Here is a 16,019-nt window from a genome sequence, read left to right on the forward strand (position 1 = left end):
TGATAAAACAACCGTCATCCTGACAAAAAAAGAGCCGTCATCCTGAGCGCAGCGAAAGATCTACATCCTGCTGCGCTTATCTTCCTTCCATTTATGCCGAAAGACTCCTCAGTTTAGTAATCTAAAGACCTATGCTCGATCTTGCCTTTGTAAGGGCCAACCTGCCGTTGGTCGAAGAAAAGCTGCGCGCCCGCGGACAGGACCCGGCTGCGCTGCTTGGGGATTTCCAGCGCCTCGATGCCGAGCGCCGCGAAAAAATCACTAAGCTTGAAACGCTGAAGATGCAGCGTAACCAGAAGTCCGAACAGATTGCCAGGCTGAAGAAATCCGGAGAGAACGCCGCGCCAATCATGGAGGAAGTTCGCTCGCTGAAAGAGGCGATCGAAGCCGAGCAGTCAGTAACCAATCGGCTGGAAGAGCAAATGCGCAGCAGTCTCGCACGCATTCCAAATCTTCCGCACGAATCTGTGCCCGTCGGCAAGTCCGAGCATGACAATGTTGAGGTCAAGCGCTGGGGCGCGCCCCCGACCTTTGATTTTCAGCCAAAGCCGCACTGGGAGATCGGCGAAGCCTTAGGCATTCTCGACCTGGAGCGCGCAGCGAAGCTCTCTGGCGCACGATTCGCTGTCTATTGGGCCGAAGGGGCGCGGCTGGAACGAGCGCTCATCAACTTCATGCTCGACACGCACACGCGCGAGAACGGCTACACCGAAGTGCTGCCGCCCTTCATGGTCAACAGCAAATCACTCTTCGGAACCGGACAGCTTCCCAAGTTTGCCGAAGATCTTTTCCGCTGCGTAGACGAGCAGGGCTACCAGGAAGGCCAGTACCGCGAAAATGATCACTGGCTCATTCCCACGGCGGAAGTCCCGGTAACAAACCTCTATCGCGACGAGACGCTGGATGAGGTGAAACTGCCGATTCAGCTAACGGCCTACACGCCATGCTTCCGCTCCGAGGCCGGTTCCTACGGCAAGGATGTGCGCGGCATCATTCGCCAGCACCAGTTTCAAAAAGTCGAGTTGGTAAAGTTCACAAAGCCGGAAGACAGTTACGACGAACTGGAAAAGCTGACAGCCAACGCGGAAGCAATTCTTGAAAAGCTGGGTCTGCCTTACCGCCGCATGCTGCTTTGCACCGGCGACATGGGCTTCAGCTCAGCCAAGACATACGACCTCGAAGTCTGGCTGCCGGGACAGAACCTCTATCGCGAAATATCCTCCTGCTCAAACTTCGAGTCCTTCCAGGCGCGGCGTGCAAATATTCGCTACCGCCCGCAGGGCAAGGGTAAGACTGAATTACTGCACACGCTCAACGGCAGCGCTCTGGCAACAGGCCGCACCTGGCTGGCCATTCTTGAGAACTACCAGCAGGCCGATGGCTCCGTGCGCGTACCAGAAGTGCTCGTGCCATATATGGGCGGTCAGACCGTCATCGCACCCAGGTAAAATGGAATCGAGAGTTTCCCCAATGGGCCGTATTCTAAAAAGCTACTTTTTCTGGACGTATGAGCGCGGCAGCTTCCACTACGACATAATGGTGACGCTGATCCTCGCCTTTATCTTCATCACGCCGCATCTTTGGAATTATGGCGACCACCCCTCTGCCGGCAACTTTGCTCCGAGCGAGGTAGTCGTGCGCGTCGATGGCAATAACGGCTTCACCTATCAGATTCCAGCGGAGCAGGTACACGGCAATGCATCGGCCTCCTTTGAAAGTAGGCTGGGGCAGAGCATCGAGCGCATCTCCGGACCGATGGTGATCGACCATTACGACACACTGAAAGACGCCAGCGGCAAAGTGACGGCATATAAAGTGTGGGCACACCGCTGAGCGGCTGCTGCATCCAATAAACCGGATTAATTGTTGAAACCCTATGAACCGAATGAAGATAAGACCCCTTGTAATTCTGGCTGCACTCCTGGTGCTCAGCACTGCCGGATTCGCACAAAGCGGCGATCTGCAGAAAGTTCTCAGCCAGCTCGACTCGGCTTCGCAAAAGTTCCAGAGCGCACAAGCCGACTTCAATTGGGACCAGTTCACTGCTGTCGTACAGAGCCACGAATCCACGGCGGGAACGATCGCGTTTCGTCACACCGGCAGCGGCACGGAAATGATCGCGCACGCGAAGACCGACAACGGCCAGCCCGCTCTGAAAGACATCCTCTACAAGGACGGCGAGCTGACCTACTACCAGCCGACCATCAAGCAGCAGACCATCTTCTCCGCAGGCGCCAATCGCCAGCAATATGAAGGCTTCCTGACTCTTGGCTTTGGCGGCAGCGGCAAAGACCTGGCAACAAACTGGAACATTCAATTCGGCGGTATGGAAGCCATTGACGGCGTGCAGACGGCGAAGCTCGATCTGAAGCCCAAAAACGCCAGCGGCAATCAGATGTTCTCGCACATCACCATCTGGATTGATCCGGCGCGCGCGGTCTCACTCAAGCAGCAGTTCTTTCAGGAGAGCGGCGATACGCGCACGGCACTCTACACAAATATCCAGATCAATAGTGTTCCGGCAAATGCCTTCGCCATCAAAGCAGCACCGGGAACGCAGACCGTCCGCAAATAAGAATGAGTACACCGCAGAGTATCGCAGCGATTGCTGACATTCACGGCAATCGTTGGGCGCTGGAAGCGGTGTTGTCCGACATTCGCGCCCGTGGCATTGAGACCATCGTCGACCTCGGTGACGATCTCTACGGCCCGCTCGATCTGCACGGTACCGCAGCCCAGTTAGCGAAAATTCCAGCTTTCCGAGTACAGGGAAACTGTGATCGTATGCTGATCGAGACAGATCCAATCGATCCGGCAAGCACATTGGCGCGCAATCGCGTAGAACTGACCGCTGAACAGAACCTCTGGTTAGCTGCTGCTCCAAGAACAGTTACTCTCGAAAATATTCTCTTCTGCCACGGTACACCGTGGCGCGATGATGAATATCTTTTCTGGGCGCTCGATTCAACCGGAGCAGTCCTGCATACAGTCGATCAACTTCAAACTACCTTGCAGTCCATAGAGCAGGCTGTGATTGTCTGCGCTCATTCGCACACTCCGCTTACTCGCAATCTTCCCAACGGCAAGCTGGTTGTCAATGTAGGCAGCGTCGGATTGCCTGCATATTCCGACGACGCTCCGTACGCACATGCAATGCAGTCAAATTCGCCTTATGCTCGTTACGCAATCCTCACCCGATCTAACAGCGGCTGGACGGCAGAACACATTTCAGTCGCATACGATTGGGAAGCAGCCGTCCGGTGCGCCGAGCAGAACGGCCGCGTCGATTGGGCAAAATGGCTTAGAACCGGCACGGTCTAAACGAAACTCATCCGCCCGCGGCAATTTTCTCCGTCTGGTGCGACATCTTCGCCGTGCGCTCCAGTTTGTCCCAGTTAAAGGGACGACCATCGATGGCGCGCTTCAGCGTCTTGAAGAGCACAAGCGAAAAAATCTGACGATACGAAAAACGCTGCAACCAGATATGGAAGAGCAGCCAGCCATCGCCTTTATTGGCCGGATGCCGGCGCTCGAGCGCGAACGCTAGCGACGACGTAACGAAATCAATCAGCAGGAACCCGAGGAAGTAGACGAGCAGCTTCTCGAAGCTCGCCGCGCTCGCCGCCTCCGGATGATAGTGCTTGTTCCACCAGTACTGCAGTATGCCTGCGGCAAACATGATGTCGATGAAAGGCGACACCAGTGGCAGCAGGATCTGAAAGATCAGAATATTCGGCAGGGCAAAAAGTCCCATGGCGAGATTCGTTCGGAACGCCTGCTTATGTTTGAAGACAGCCTGCAGAATTCCGAAAGACCAGCGGAAACGCTGGCGCATCAGGCCATTCATCGTCGTCGGCGCTTCGGTAAAGGCGAGCGCGCGATCCTCATAGATGACCTTATAGTTCTGTTCGAGCAGGTTCATCGTAAGATCGGCATCTTCCGCAACCGTGTTCGCTGGATATCCGCCAGCCTTAAGAGCGGCGCTCGTGCGCCATGCGCCGATAGCTCCCGGAACCACCGTCACCACATTAAAGAGATCGAGCGCGCGACGCTCAAAGTTCTGGCTCGTGATGTATTCCAGGGCCTGCCAGCGTGTCCACAGATTCACCTTGTTGCCGACCTTGGCGTTGCCTGCAACCGCGCCGATGCGCTCATCCGCGAAATGGCAAACCAACTTTGCCACTGCATCCTGCGCAATCACGGTATCGGCATCAATGCCGACATAGAAATCTTCATCCAGATGCTTCAGCGCGAAATTCAGAGCTTCAGCTTTGCCCGCATTCGGCTTCGTCAGAACAGTCAGCAATCCGGAGGCAATCTCCTCAGGATAGGCCTCACGCACGACTTCAAATGTGCGATCTTTCGAGCCATCGTCGATGACCACGATGCGCATATTTTTATAAGTCGAGTTCATCACCGACCGCACCGTACGCACAATGACCTTCTCTTCGTTGTAGGCCGGAATCAGCACCGCAACCCTCGGCTCGAAAGTGCCTGTTGCCGGAACCTTGCGGCGGCGGAAGCGATCGATCAAAGCAAACAGCCCGACAATAATCAGGCGCGCGCTCATCAGCACATCGCCAACAAAAAAGACTGTGACCACAAAGTGATTGAAGAAACCGTAAAGGAAGAACGCAACTGAATCGACACGCGCCTGCCAGCGCAGCCGTGGCGCGATCGGCGGCATTACTTCTGCCGTTGTCTTGCCCATTAGCTCAGAGACAGGAACAAACTCGTAACCTTTGGCCCGCAACGTCGTAATCAGCAGCGGCAGCGCAGCCACCGTCACCGTGCGATCCCCACCGCCATCGTGCATCAGTATGATGCTGCCGCGGAAATCCGGCCGCTCTTTCATCGCCGCCAGCGATGCCAGCACATTATCGACAATCTCCTGCGGAGTTTTGCGCGGATGCTCGTTCCAATCTTCGGTATCAATCTTGTTGCCGACAATGATGTAGCCCATCTGCTCGATGCGATCGGCAGGAGCAGCCTGATCGTTCGTGTCAGGCTCCTGATCGATCGAGTATGGCGGACGGAAGTAGAGCGGCTGCCTGCCTAACTCGGCGGCAAAAAGACGCTCCGTGAGATTCAGTTCCAACTCCACCTGGCGCTGCGAAATTTCGCTGATATCCGGATGCGTAAAAGTATGATTGCCGACTTCATGGCCTTCACGCACATAGCGCTTCAACAGGCTCGTGTGGTCCGCCGCCTCCTGGCCAATCACCATGAAGGCGCCCTTCACGTTGTACTGCTTCAGAATGTCGAGGATCTTCGGCGTCCATACCGGATCAGGACCATCATCAAATGAAAGCGCCAGCTTCTTCGGTTGATACCCATACTGTCCCAGCGTGTAGGAATGCGGCAGCGTCACCATGCGCTCATCGGTGATCGTGAAGTTATCCGAGTCCATGCTGATCGTTCGACTGCCGCGTTCAGGCCGCGCCACAATGCGCAGAATGTCGCCTTCGCCCTCAGTGTTGACATCGTGGCCCGGCGGCACATCCTGAAGAAGCTGCGGAGCATCGGGCGCGCCCGGATGATCCCAGATCGCCCACATCGAGCCATCTTCCTCGCCCAGCCTCCACAGAGCGAACGTCCTCAATCCCATCTGCCGCGCCGCGCGCAGTTCGTTCAAGGTCGTCACGCCATCCAGGAACCACACCTGATGACGCACGTGCTCGTCTTCATCGTCGTAAGCGAAGTGCGGGTTCAGCTCGTCGCCTTCAAGGTGTACATCGGCATCTGCGTCAGAGGCGCGCTGCCAAGCCTCCTGCACAGTCAAATCCTCGGTGTCGAGAACCTTGTTGCTCGGCTTCTTGCCCTTTTCCGGCAGAGGCGTAGACCAGTCGTAACCATAATTGCCCAGCGCGCAAATGACCTTCTGCTTGGGAACCAGCTTGAGCACATGCGTCAAATTGCCTTCAAACCAATCCTGCGCCGCCACCGGCCCCGGAGCGCTCGACTCTTCATGCTGGTCGTAATTCATCAGGATGATGCCGTCGCTGTTCTTCGCCAGCGTTTTCAGTACCGCATCCGGCGTGCTCACCTGGACATTCACATAGAGCCGCAGATTCTTCGCATGCAGATCGGTGTAGATTTCTCCCAGCCACTCGGCATACAGCTTCGCGTCTTTGTCCGGAATCTGCTCAAAGTCAAGGCAAAGTCCGCGATAACTCGGGCTGGCAGACAAAAATTTATCAATTTGAATATGCAGGCTTTCGCGCGCAGCCGGATTTTCCAGCATTTTCCCAATCACATCGCCGTTCCAGCTGCCAGCCTTCACGTCATAGTCATTCAGCATGGGAAAGATCTCTGTATCTTCCTTTGCTGCGGCAATCGTGCGGGCGACGCGGTTCTCCGGATCGATGCTGTGCACACCCGCCGAATCGACAACTTCATAGACTTTGACAGGGAAGAGCGATGTGGCGGCGGTCAGCCTGCCGTCCGGCGTGCTTACATGCAGCCAGTCGGGAAAGAGCAGATCGATCTGATGGATATGAGCCTTCAGCGAAGAGTAGCTGGGCTCGTCGTTGACATAAAATGCCGCGCGCAATCCTTCATCCGTATTCAACGGAATCTCTGACGGCTTGCGGTACGTGCGCCTGCGCGTCGGGCGCGGCGCGGCTTTCTTCAGATCAGCAGGAGGTTTCAGCGCTTTGTAATTGCGCTTCTGGGAGGGCAGCAGCAGCTCCGGCAGCGATTGACGCTTGATCACGCTAAAGGCAAAGACGGCGAGCACCAGGGTCAGTATCACGGCTGTTGCGTCAAAAACGCGCCTCAGGCGTTTCCAGCGTTTACGCTGTGGATCGTAAAAAACCTGTTTCATGCTCTCCTGATCTTCTTCAAATATCTATTGTATTCGTCAGCCGCTCGCTGCCTTGTATGATTCATTTGCATGCTGGCTGCGCTTCCTCGCAAATGGTGGATGATTCTTTTTGCGCTCGCTGCCGGAGCCGCACTGCGGTTCTGGTTCATCCACGCCTACCCTGAAGTGCAGGGCGATCCCCTCATCTATGGCGATATCGCCAAAAACTGGATGCTGCACGGCATCTACGGCCTTTCAGGCACGGATGGCATCCGCCCCACCCTCATCCGCCTGCCCGGCTATCCGCTTTTTTTGATGCTCTGTTTCCGGCTCTTCGGCATGGAGCACTACCACGCGGTCATGTACGCGCAAACGGCAATCGATCTGGCTTCGTGTCTGCTCATCGCCGGCTTCGCAGCTAAGATTGCCTCGCCGCGCGCAGCCTGGACCGCCCTGTGGCTCGCCGCGCTCTGTCCCTTTACCGCGAACTACGCGGCAACGCCGCTCACAGAAACGCTGGAGCTTTTTTGCATCGCTCTGGCTCTCTTCTCGTTCGCGCGCCTCTTGGAGAACCCGCAATGGCGCTGGGTGTTGCTGTTGGCTCTCGCCCTCAGCTACGCAGCCATTCTGCGGCCCGACGGCGCTCTGCTTGCCGTGGCTCTCTGCCCGGCCATCGTCTATTACGGCGCGAAACTCTGGGGCATGCGCCAGATGCTGCGCATGGCCGTCGTCTGCGGTGCGCTTGCCATGCTGCCATTTGTACCCTGGGCCTTCCGCAACTGGAGCACGTTTCATGTCTTTCAGCCGCTGGCTCCCCGCTACGCCATGGATCCCGGCGAATACACCGACCCCGGCTTCAACCGCTGGACGAAGAGCGTCTGCGCTGATCTGACCTGCACCTGGGAAATTTACTGGAACGCGAACAGCGATGCGATGCCGTTTGAAAATCTGCCCGATCGCGCCTTCGATTCGCTGGCGCAGTATGAAAAGACCAAGCATCTTTTCGCCGACTACAACAAAATCACGACTCTTACCCCTGAGATCGATGAACGCTTCGCCGATCTCGCACACGAGCGCATCGCCGCCAGGCCGCTTCGCTATTTCGTCGCCATGCCTCTGCTCCGGCTCGCCGACATGTGGCTGCGCCCACGCACTGAGCTGCTCTGGATCGAGCTGCGCTGGTGGGAGTATTCGAAACACCACTCGGAAACAGAATTTGTCGCTGCCTATGCCGCGCTCAATCTCGTCTATCTCATTCTGGCTCTGATCGGCATTTACCGCTGGCCTCGTTTTACCGGAGCGATGCTGCTCTTCATTTTCCTGCGCTGCGCATTGCTGGCTACCATCGAGGCGCCCGAGCCGCGCTATACACTGGAATGTTTCCCCATGCTCATCGCGCTGGCTGGCGTGGCGTTTGACCACAGGCGGAATTATCTGCGTCTGCCCATTTAAGACTCTCAACGGAGAATCATGAATCAGGAACTCTGGACCGCCGTCGACCAATATGTCCATGAACAACTCGTGCCCTCTGATCCGGCACTCGATGCCGCGCTCGCCGCCTGTGAGGAAGAAGGCCTGCCCGCCATCAGCGTAACCGCAAGCCAGGGCAAGCTGCTGCACATGTTGGCTCTTATGCAGGGCGCAAGCAATATCCTCGAAATCGGAACCCTCGGCGGCTACAGCACCATATGGCTCGCGCGCGCTCTGCCTTCCGGCGGACGGCTGGTGACACTCGAGGCCGATCCGAAGCACGCACGGGTGGCAAGCGAAAACATCGCCCGAGCCGGCTTATCGAATGTGGTCGAGCTGCGCGAAGGCAGGGCGCTCGAAACGCTGCCGGAGCTGGCTGCCGAAGGACTTGAAGCCTTCGACCTCATCTTCATCGACGCCGACAAGCGCAACAACCCGAAGTATTTTGACTGGGCCCTCCGCCTGTCGCGCAAGGGCAGTCTGATCATCGTCGACAACGTCATCCGCGAAGGCTCGATCCTTCAACCTGAAAGCAAAGACGCTGATGTGCAGGGCGTACGTCATCTCTTCGAACGCATGGCGGCCGAACCGCGCATCCTTTCCACCGCCATGCAAACCGTCGGCAGCAAAGGCTACGACGGCTTCGCCATCGCGTTGGTGACTGCCTAACCCCGGACAAGCCGTCAACGGTGCTCATGTTGTCGCGCATTCTTGCGAAAGTGTGGGTAGGTTTTATAGGGTAGAAGCACCGGCCTTCAGGCCGGTGACTTCAATCCGCCCAAAAGGGGCTTTAGCCCCGGGCTTTCCACTTCTGCCGAATCCTCACACCCAGCCGCCATCCACAATGTAGCTCTGATTCGTGATCGCCGAAGAATCATCGGCAGCGAGAAAAAGCACAAGCCGCGAAACATCCTCCGGCATGAGCGACCGCTTAAGGCTCTGTCCGTTCAGAATTTCATTCTCGTACTCAGGCGTCCACCACAAGCGGCGCTGCCTTTCCGTCAAAATCGCCCCCGGCAGCACACAATTCACACGAACGCCCGAGGGCCCAAGTTCATGCGCCATGGTGCGAGTAAGACCCACAATACCGGCCTTCGCCGTAACGTATGCGGGCAGCCCGGTACTCGGAATCATCCAGGAAATCGAGCTCATATTGATAATCGAACCCTGCCCTCGCGTCTTCATGCCCGGTGCGACCGCCTGCATGGCGAAGAACTGGTGGCGCAGGCAGACCGCCATCATTTTGTCCCAGTATTCAGGCGTAACATCTTCCCACGCATGACGCTCATCATTCGCCGCGTTGTTCACCAGCACTTCTATCAGGCCAAGAGTCTTTTCGGCTCCCTGAATGGCCTGCTTCAGTGCAGAAATATCCGTAAGATCGCAGGGAAGAAAAAGCGGTGCGTACTCCGCAATCTCGCTAAGGCTCTCAACTAGCTCTTCGGAAGGCCCTCGCACGAGATCAAGAAAAGCTACCTTCGCGCCCTGCAATGCAAAATGCTCCACCATCGAGGCACCGATACCCGAGCCACCGCCAGTGATGAGCACCCCTTTGCCCCTGAGACTTGGATAGCGAGCAAACCGCTCTCCGTCTATCATCGAATTTCCTCTCGCCATTGGCTTATCGCAGCATGGTATCGCAGCTGCTGGATCCAAATCGTGTCAACGAATCAGAACACGGTTTTCAGGCAGAAGCACCGGGCTTTCGCCCGGTGAATACGGTCGGCAAATAGAAGGGGCTTCCGCCCCGATTTCATGCCGTCATCCTCTGCCTGCGTTAAACTGAACAGTTATGGCTACCGCAGTGAATCCCACCGTCATCCTGCCCCGCACGCCCAAGGGCGAATTTCGCAACGAACCCTTCGTCGATTTTTCAAAGTATGAAAACGCGAACCTGATAAAGGACGCGCTGGTGCAAGTCGGCGACATGCTGGGTCACGAGTACGAATTAGTCATTGGCGGCGAACGTATGCGCGGGTCCGCCAAGCTCGAATCGCATAATCCTGCAAAACCGACGCAGATCGTCGGTATTCATCAGGAGGCCTCGCCCAGGCATACTGAGATGGCAATCGAGGCCGCTCTCAAGGCCTTCGAGACCTGGCGATATGCGCATGTGGAAGAGCGCACCTCGCTGCTGCTGAATGCGTCGCGCATCATCCGTGAACGCAAAGCCGAATTTTGCGCGTGGCTGACCTACGAAGTCGGCAAGAACTGGGCGGAAGCCGATGCCGACGTAGCCGAAACGATAGACTTCCTCGAGTTTTATGCGCGTGAGGCCCTGCGGCTTTCCACGGCCACCACGCCGATCCAGTATCCCGGCGAGCGCAACGAGCTGCTCTACATCCCGTTGGGCGTCGGTGCCGTCATTCCGCCGTGGAACTTCCCATTTGCCATCATGGCCGGCATGACGGCTGCCGCCATCGTAACCGGCAACACTGTCGTTCTCAAGCCCTCAACCGACGCGCCCACCATCGCCGCGCGCTTTCTTGACGTGCTGGAAGAGGCCGGCATGCCGCCAGGTGTCGTCAATCTCTGCCAGGGCGGCCCTGCCGTTGGTCAGGCCATCGTCGAACATCCAAAGACACGTTTCATCGCCTTTACCGGCTCGAAAAAGGTTGGTCTGGAGATCCACGAGCGCGCCGCCAAAACTCAGCCCGGTCAGATATGGATCAAGCGGACCATTCTCGAGATGGGTGGCAAGGATTCCATCATCGTCAGCTCCGATGCGGATCTTGATGAAGCGGTAGCAGGCGTGATCACCTCGGCCTTTGGCTTCAGCGGCCAGAAGTGCTCAGCTTGCTCGCGGGCCATCATCGAGGAGCCCCTATATGACGTTTTCATTGACCGCATACGCGAAGCCGTGCCGAAACTGACAATCGGTGATCCGGCGAAAAATCCGAATATGGGACCCGTCGTGAATGCCCGTGCGATGAAAACCATCCAAAGCTATATCGAGACCGGCAAAAAGGAAGGCCGTTTGATAGCGGGCGGCAACGCCGTCGAAACTCCCGAACAGGGCTACTTCCTCGAACCAACCGTCTTTGCCGACGTCGCTCCCGACGCGCGCATCGCTCAGGAAGAGATATTCGGGCCGGTGCTGGCGATTATCAAAGCAAAATCCTACGATCACGCACTCGAAATCGCCAACAATACGGAGTACGGCCTGACCGGAGCGGTCTACACCGCCGATCGCGAAAAACTCGACCACGCCCGCCGCGTCTTCCATGTGGGCAATCTCTATCTGAATAGAAAGTGCACAGGAGCTATGGTCGGCGCTCACCCCTTTGGCGGCTTCAATATGTCCGGCACCGACTCCAAGGCCGGCGGTCCTGATTACCTTCTACTGTTCACCCAGGGGAAATCAGTCGCCGAAAAGTTGCGTTAAATGCAAAAAAGGGCCAGCAAAGCTGGCCCTGAAGCACAAAAAAAGCAGCTTTTCGGCTGCGGATTTACACCAGAACTCCCATCATTTCATTGCCGACGGCAGCTGCCGCGTCGGCCAGCATTTTATGGTGAATAGTGAAGAGAGCGAGTTCTAATCGGTCCGAAACCCCTGTCTTATCATAGACATTGCGCAGGTAATTCTTCACTACTTGTTCCGTGGTCCCCAGCTTCATCGCAATCTCCTTGTTCTTACAGCCTTGAACGATGAGCGCGACAATTTTCATCTCTTTTAAAGTCAGGCGATCGCGTACGCGAGCTCCTACTGCGTCTTCATGGAGATGGGAAACCTCATTACTTGCTGCCTGTTGAAACTGTCCTCCAGCTCCAACCTGGCGCACGCAGTCGATCAAAACCGGGCTGCTTACGTTGCGATACATCAAGCCCTCGACTCCTGCTGAGAGAAAGCGTGCTGGTGAATCACTATTTTCCAGAATTGCAATGGAACGGCTGCCAGCTCGTGCAACTCGCTGGGAAAGGGTGGTGAGGTCAGTGACCAGAGTGGCCGCAAAAATCAGCATGACACCGCGAAATGCGTCCAAAGCCTGATAAAGGCGTTCAGGATCCGGGCACTGAGCAATGATGCGAAAATCGTCCTCCATGGCCAGAATTTTCGCCGTACCTGCGCGAAAAATTGCCTGATTATCCGCAAGAATAATTTTGTTCATGGAATTGGCGTTCGTTCCCCCGTCAACGAATGCGTAAGTGGTGCCAGGGTGAAAGGCACACGAGCTATAGTTTTCCGATTTATCCAGATGGCGGTAATGAATTTCCACCATCATGTTTCTTCGGCTCAAGGCAGTAAAACAATCAATGTGTCTTAAATTTGGACACTTAGAATCACTAAACCAGGCATTTCCCTTAAGAGAAAAACCATTCACAACAACTTTTTGATTTAGTGGATGTAGCCTACATGAGGAAAACTTATTTGGGAATAAAAATTTCTTAAGTAATCTGCTTTTTTAAGAATTTAGGTAGATGGAATCGCAATCCTTAGTTAGGCAGCGACCTTGCCTGTGCATTGCTATCGCGACAGGGCGCATTCTCGTTCGTTTCCACCTTTGTTTTCTGCAGTTCATCTCCCATGGCTTATCTTTTCTCCGCTCACGTCTTACACTAAGGGCACATGCCAAAGCCGGTCATTCTCGCCGTAGACGACGACATCAGTGTCCTCGAAGCTGTAGTTCAGGACCTGCGCCGCCAGTATGGGGCGAACTACCGCATCTTGCGCGCAGCCTCGGGGCAGGCGGCGCTGGACACCTGTACCCAGCTTCAGCAGCGTGGCGATGCGGTAGCGCTCTTCCTTTCCGATCAGCGCATGCCAGGAATGTCGGGAGTCGAGTTCCTGGGCAAGGCGCAGTCGATCTATCCCGAAGCGAAACGAGCCCTGTTGACGGCATATGCCGACACGGAAGCAGCAATTCGGGCCATAAATACGGCCAAAATCAACTATTACTTGACTAAACCCTGGGATCCGCCGGAGGAAAAGCTCTACCCGGTCCTCGACGATCTGCTGGAAAACTGGACCGCAGGCTACAAGCCGCCCTTTGAGGGATTGCGCGTCATCGGCCCACGGTGGTCGCTGAACGACTATCAGGTACGCGATTTCCTCTCCCGCAACCAGATACCTTATGTCTGGCTCGATCCGGAAACCAGCGATGAGGCCATCCAACTGCTGGACCGGTATAAGCTTAGTGATCGTAAATTGCCCGCGGTGCTTTTTGCGGATGGCACATCGCTGGTACAGCCCAATCAGACTGAGCTTGCCGGCCGCATCGGGTTAAGCACGCAGGCACAAAAAGAATTTTATGACGTTGCCATCATTGGAGCCGGTCCGGCAGGGTTGGCAGCGGCCGTGTATGCGGCTTCTGAAGGCTTAAAGGCGCTCGTAATCGAGCCGGAGGCTCCCGGCGGTCAGGCTGGCAGTAGTTCCCGCATCGAGAATTATCTTGGTTTCCCCTCAGGGTTGAGCGGAGCTGACCTCGCGCGCCGCGCCTTTGCGCAGGCTTCGCGGTTTGGCGCAGAATTTCTGACCCAGCGTGCGATCAGCATTCGCACGGAAACCCCTTACCACTTTGTGAAGCTTGGTGACGGCCGGGAAATCTCCTGCCACGTCCTGCTGATAGCTGTGGGGGTAGATTATCGCAAGCTGGATGTACCCGGAATTGAGCAATTTACCGGGGCTGGTGTTTACTATGGCGCAGCCATGGCAGAAGCAATTTCCTGTCGTAACGAAGATGTATATATCGTCGGTGGTGCCAATTCCGCCGGACAGGCGGCAATGTACTTCTCCAAGTACGCTCATAAGGTTACGATGCTGGTGCGCGGCGACTCACTCGAACGCAGTATGTCGAAATATTTAATCGATCAGATCGCAGGGACATCCAATATTGAGGTTCAGACAGGCGCTCAGGTCGATCAGGTTCAGGGCAATGGGCGTCTGGAGTGTCTGAAAGTACGGAACCAGCAGGGAGAATTGGTCTGCAAGGCGTCGTCGCTCTTTATTTTCATAGGCGCCGCGCCGCAAACGGACTGGTTGCCGGATACTGTGATGCGGGACCCCAACGGGTTCCTGCTGTCGGGGCCGGATCTGAAGATGGAAGGCAAGATGCCGAAGATATGGAAGGAAGACCGGGCGCCATATCTGCTGGAAACCAGCACTCCCGGAGTTTTTGTTGCAGGAGATGCGCGTCACGGGTCCGTGAAGCGCGTAGCTTCGGCAGTCGGAGAAGGTTCAATCTCCGTGCAGTTTATGCACCAGTATCTCGCTCGCTTTTAGGAATTCGACAACATTAAGATGGCCCAACTACTCGCTACCGTCAACGCAAAGAAAGTCAGTGCGCGGGATCTTTATCCCGAACTACACAAAATTTCCGTTTTTGCTCAAACTTCGGAAGAGGATTTGGCGTGTCTTGGCGATATCGAAGTGCTGGAAGTGCCATCCGGCACCATACTGTACCGTACGGGTGAGGGGCCTACCTATTTCTGGATCGTCTTACACGGCGAATTGCGCGCCTTCAAGAATGACAGCGACGGATCGCAGGTTTTTCTTAATGCCGTTAAGGATGGCGATACCTTCGGCGAAGTACCCATTCTGGTGGGGCACTCGACGACCACAGCTACCTGCGAGACCGTGACCAATTGCACTCTGGCCCGTGTTCAACCGGAGGCCTTTTGGCAGTTGATGGCGACCTGCCCGGTGGTACGCCGTGTTGTTCTCGAAAATATGTCGCGCAGGCTGGAAGCGTATACGGCTTTGACGCTTCATCGAGAAAAGCTTATCTCACTTGGCACACTTGCCGCGGGGTTGATGCACGAGTTGAACAACCCCGGAGCGGCGGCCAAGCGAGCGGCCTCACAACTGCGCGAGAACATGACGCGGCAGCAGGAACTGAGCATGCGCATGAGCAGGGCGCAGCTTTCGCCGCAACAGCTGGAATGTCTGGCCCAGCTTCAGGAAGAAGTTTTTGCTCCTGCGCGGCACCATACGATGAGTTCGCTGGAACAGAGTGACGCTGAGGAAGCGCTTACTGAGTGGCTTGAGAGCATCGGCGTCGATAACGCCTGGAAAATGGGACCGACGCTGGTTGCAGCAGGCTGGTCGCGTGGCGATATCGAATGCACACAGGGCTCGTTTCCTCCGAACGTGCTTTCCGACGCGATGAACTGGCTGGAGGCTCTCATCTCTAATGTCCAGCTGGTCGGCACTATTGAGGAAAGCATCGCGCGAGTTACCGAGCTGGTCATGGCGGTGAAAAAATACGCCTACGAAGACAAAAATAAACAACATAAGCTCGATATTCACGACACCATCCAGAGCACCCTTACCATCCTCGGTCACAAATTCCGCCAAAAACAGATCACGATTGAAAAGCAGTTCGCTGCCGGCGTTCCTGTACTTGTGACCTGCGGCACAGGAATCAGCCAGGTGTGGACCAACCTTCTCGACAACGCGATCGATGCCTCGCCTGAGCCGGGTAAAATCACCGTTCGGACATGGCTCGAATCGGAATGGGTCTGCGTGGGTGTGAAGGACGAGGGTGCCGGGATTCCGGCGGAGCACCGGGCGAAGGTTTTTGAGCCGTTTTTTACGACAAAGCCGATCGGCATCGGCACCGGCCTGGGACTCGATATTGCGCAACGCATCGTAACCGGACATTACGGCGGCCAGATCAGCTTCTCCAGCGAGCCCGGCAGGACCGAATTTGTGGTGAAATTGCCGCTCCAAACTCCTCCTCAAACTACGACTTCGTGAGCCTTTTTCGGCAGATCGTTGATTCAACACGCAATTTCTAAAAAAGAC

12 protein-coding genes are annotated in these 16,019 nt (G+C 56.0%); 9 read left to right on the plus strand and 3 right to left on the minus strand.

The window, feature by feature from the left end; all coding sequences use genetic code 11:
* Positions 1-131 precede the first annotated feature (131 nt).
* Genes serS through GSQ86_RS19930 form a run of 4 tightly spaced genes read left to right on the plus strand, consistent with a single transcriptional unit; the run spans position 132 to position 3,321 of the window.
* On the plus strand, positions 132-1,448 hold the full coding sequence (serS, locus tag GSQ86_RS19915; RefSeq protein ID WP_158751928.1) for a serine--tRNA ligase: 1,317 nt from the start codon (positions 132-134) through the stop codon (positions 1,446-1,448).
* Positions 1,449-1,470: 22 nt separating this feature from the next.
* Positions 1,471-1,833 carry a hypothetical protein gene (locus tag GSQ86_RS19920; protein WP_158751929.1) on the plus strand — a complete coding sequence of 121 codons (363 nt, stop codon included), beginning with the start codon at positions 1,471-1,473 and terminating at the stop codon, positions 1,831-1,833.
* 52 nt (positions 1,834-1,885) lie between these two features.
* The gene (locus GSQ86_RS19925; RefSeq protein WP_158751930.1) at positions 1,886-2,575 is read left to right on the plus strand and encodes an outer membrane lipoprotein-sorting protein; all 690 of its coding nucleotides are present in this window, start codon (positions 1,886-1,888) and stop codon (positions 2,573-2,575) included.
* Between the two features lie 2 nt (positions 2,576-2,577).
* On the plus strand, positions 2,578-3,321 hold the full coding sequence (locus tag GSQ86_RS19930) for a metallophosphoesterase (protein WP_158751931.1): 744 nt from the start codon (positions 2,578-2,580) through the stop codon (positions 3,319-3,321).
* Positions 3,322-3,328: 7 nt separating this feature from the next.
* Here the strand turns inward: GSQ86_RS19930 and GSQ86_RS19935 are convergent, their stop codons facing one another.
* Entirely contained in the window at positions 3,329-6,826 is a 3,498-nt protein-coding gene (locus tag GSQ86_RS19935; RefSeq protein ID WP_158751932.1) for a polysaccharide deacetylase family protein, read from the minus strand.
* Between the two features lie 69 nt (positions 6,827-6,895).
* On the opposite strand from GSQ86_RS19935, the gene GSQ86_RS19940 reads away from it, so the two are divergent.
* Complete coding sequence (locus tag GSQ86_RS19940; protein WP_158751933.1) at positions 6,896-8,257, plus strand: glycosyltransferase family 39 protein; 1,362 nt, start codon at positions 6,896-6,898, stop codon at positions 8,255-8,257.
* Between the two features lie 18 nt (positions 8,258-8,275).
* Positions 8,276-8,944 (plus strand): O-methyltransferase, encoded by a 669-nt coding sequence (locus GSQ86_RS19945; RefSeq protein ID WP_158751934.1) that lies wholly within the window; start codon positions 8,276-8,278, stop codon positions 8,942-8,944.
* A 153-nt stretch (positions 8,945-9,097) separates the two neighbouring features.
* Here the strand turns inward: GSQ86_RS19945 and GSQ86_RS19950 are convergent, their stop codons facing one another.
* Complete coding sequence (locus GSQ86_RS19950) at positions 9,098-9,874, minus strand: SDR family NAD(P)-dependent oxidoreductase (RefSeq protein WP_158751935.1); 777 nt, start codon at positions 9,872-9,874, stop codon at positions 9,098-9,100.
* Positions 9,875-10,067: 193 nt separating this feature from the next.
* On the opposite strand from GSQ86_RS19950, the gene pruA reads away from it, so the two are divergent.
* On the plus strand, positions 10,068-11,660 hold the full coding sequence (gene pruA, locus GSQ86_RS19955; protein ID WP_158751936.1) for an L-glutamate gamma-semialdehyde dehydrogenase: 1,593 nt from the start codon (positions 10,068-10,070) through the stop codon (positions 11,658-11,660).
* 64 nt (positions 11,661-11,724) lie between these two features.
* Here pruA and GSQ86_RS19960 read toward each other — a convergent pair whose 3' ends face one another.
* Positions 11,725-12,498 carry a LuxR C-terminal-related transcriptional regulator gene (locus GSQ86_RS19960; RefSeq protein ID WP_371720684.1) on the minus strand — a complete coding sequence of 258 codons (774 nt, stop codon included), beginning with the start codon at positions 12,496-12,498 and terminating at the stop codon, positions 11,725-11,727.
* A 344-nt stretch (positions 12,499-12,842) separates the two neighbouring features.
* Between GSQ86_RS19960 and GSQ86_RS19965 the strand changes: the two genes are divergently transcribed.
* Positions 12,843-14,495: an FAD-dependent oxidoreductase gene (locus GSQ86_RS19965; protein ID WP_158751937.1), complete on the plus strand. Its 1,653-nt coding sequence runs from the start codon at positions 12,843-12,845 to the stop codon at positions 14,493-14,495.
* A gap of 18 nt (positions 14,496-14,513) precedes the next feature.
* On the plus strand, positions 14,514-15,971 hold the full coding sequence (locus GSQ86_RS19970) for an ATP-binding protein (protein WP_158751938.1): 1,458 nt from the start codon (positions 14,514-14,516) through the stop codon (positions 15,969-15,971).
* Positions 15,972-16,019 lie beyond the last annotated feature (48 nt).

Origin of the sequence: Acidobacterium sp. S8, from assembly GCF_009765985.1 — a bacterium.
Taxonomy (GTDB): domain Bacteria; phylum Acidobacteriota; class Terriglobia; order Terriglobales; family Acidobacteriaceae; genus Alloacidobacterium.

Bases quoted from the DNA above. Each gene is read 5' to 3' on its own strand.
- serS (WP_158751928.1), top strand. From the start codon at position 132: ATGCTCGATCTTGCCTTTGTAAGGGCCAACCTGCCGTTGGTCGAAGAA.
- GSQ86_RS19920 (WP_158751929.1), top strand. From the start codon at position 1,471: ATGGGCCGTATTCTAAAAAGCTACTTTTTCTGGACGTATGAGCGCGGC.
- GSQ86_RS19925 (WP_158751930.1), top strand. From the start codon at position 1,886: ATGAAGATAAGACCCCTTGTAATTCTGGCTGCACTCCTGGTGCTCAGC.
- GSQ86_RS19930 (WP_158751931.1), top strand. From the start codon at position 2,578: ATGAGTACACCGCAGAGTATCGCAGCGATTGCTGACATTCACGGCAAT.
- GSQ86_RS19935 (WP_158751932.1), bottom strand. From the start codon at position 6,826: ATGAAACAGGTTTTTTACGATCCACAGCGTAAACGCTGGAAACGCCTG.
- GSQ86_RS19940 (WP_158751933.1), top strand. From the start codon at position 6,896: ATGCTGGCTGCGCTTCCTCGCAAATGGTGGATGATTCTTTTTGCGCTC.
- GSQ86_RS19945 (WP_158751934.1), top strand. From the start codon at position 8,276: ATGAATCAGGAACTCTGGACCGCCGTCGACCAATATGTCCATGAACAA.
- GSQ86_RS19950 (WP_158751935.1), bottom strand. From the start codon at position 9,874: ATGATAGACGGAGAGCGGTTTGCTCGCTATCCAAGTCTCAGGGGCAAA.
- pruA (WP_158751936.1), top strand. From the start codon at position 10,068: ATGGCTACCGCAGTGAATCCCACCGTCATCCTGCCCCGCACGCCCAAG.
- GSQ86_RS19960 (WP_371720684.1), bottom strand. From the start codon at position 12,498: ATGATGGTGGAAATTCATTACCGCCATCTGGATAAATCGGAAAACTAT.
- GSQ86_RS19965 (WP_158751937.1), top strand. From the start codon at position 12,843: ATGCCAAAGCCGGTCATTCTCGCCGTAGACGACGACATCAGTGTCCTC.
- GSQ86_RS19970 (WP_158751938.1), top strand. From the start codon at position 14,514: ATGGCCCAACTACTCGCTACCGTCAACGCAAAGAAAGTCAGTGCGCGG.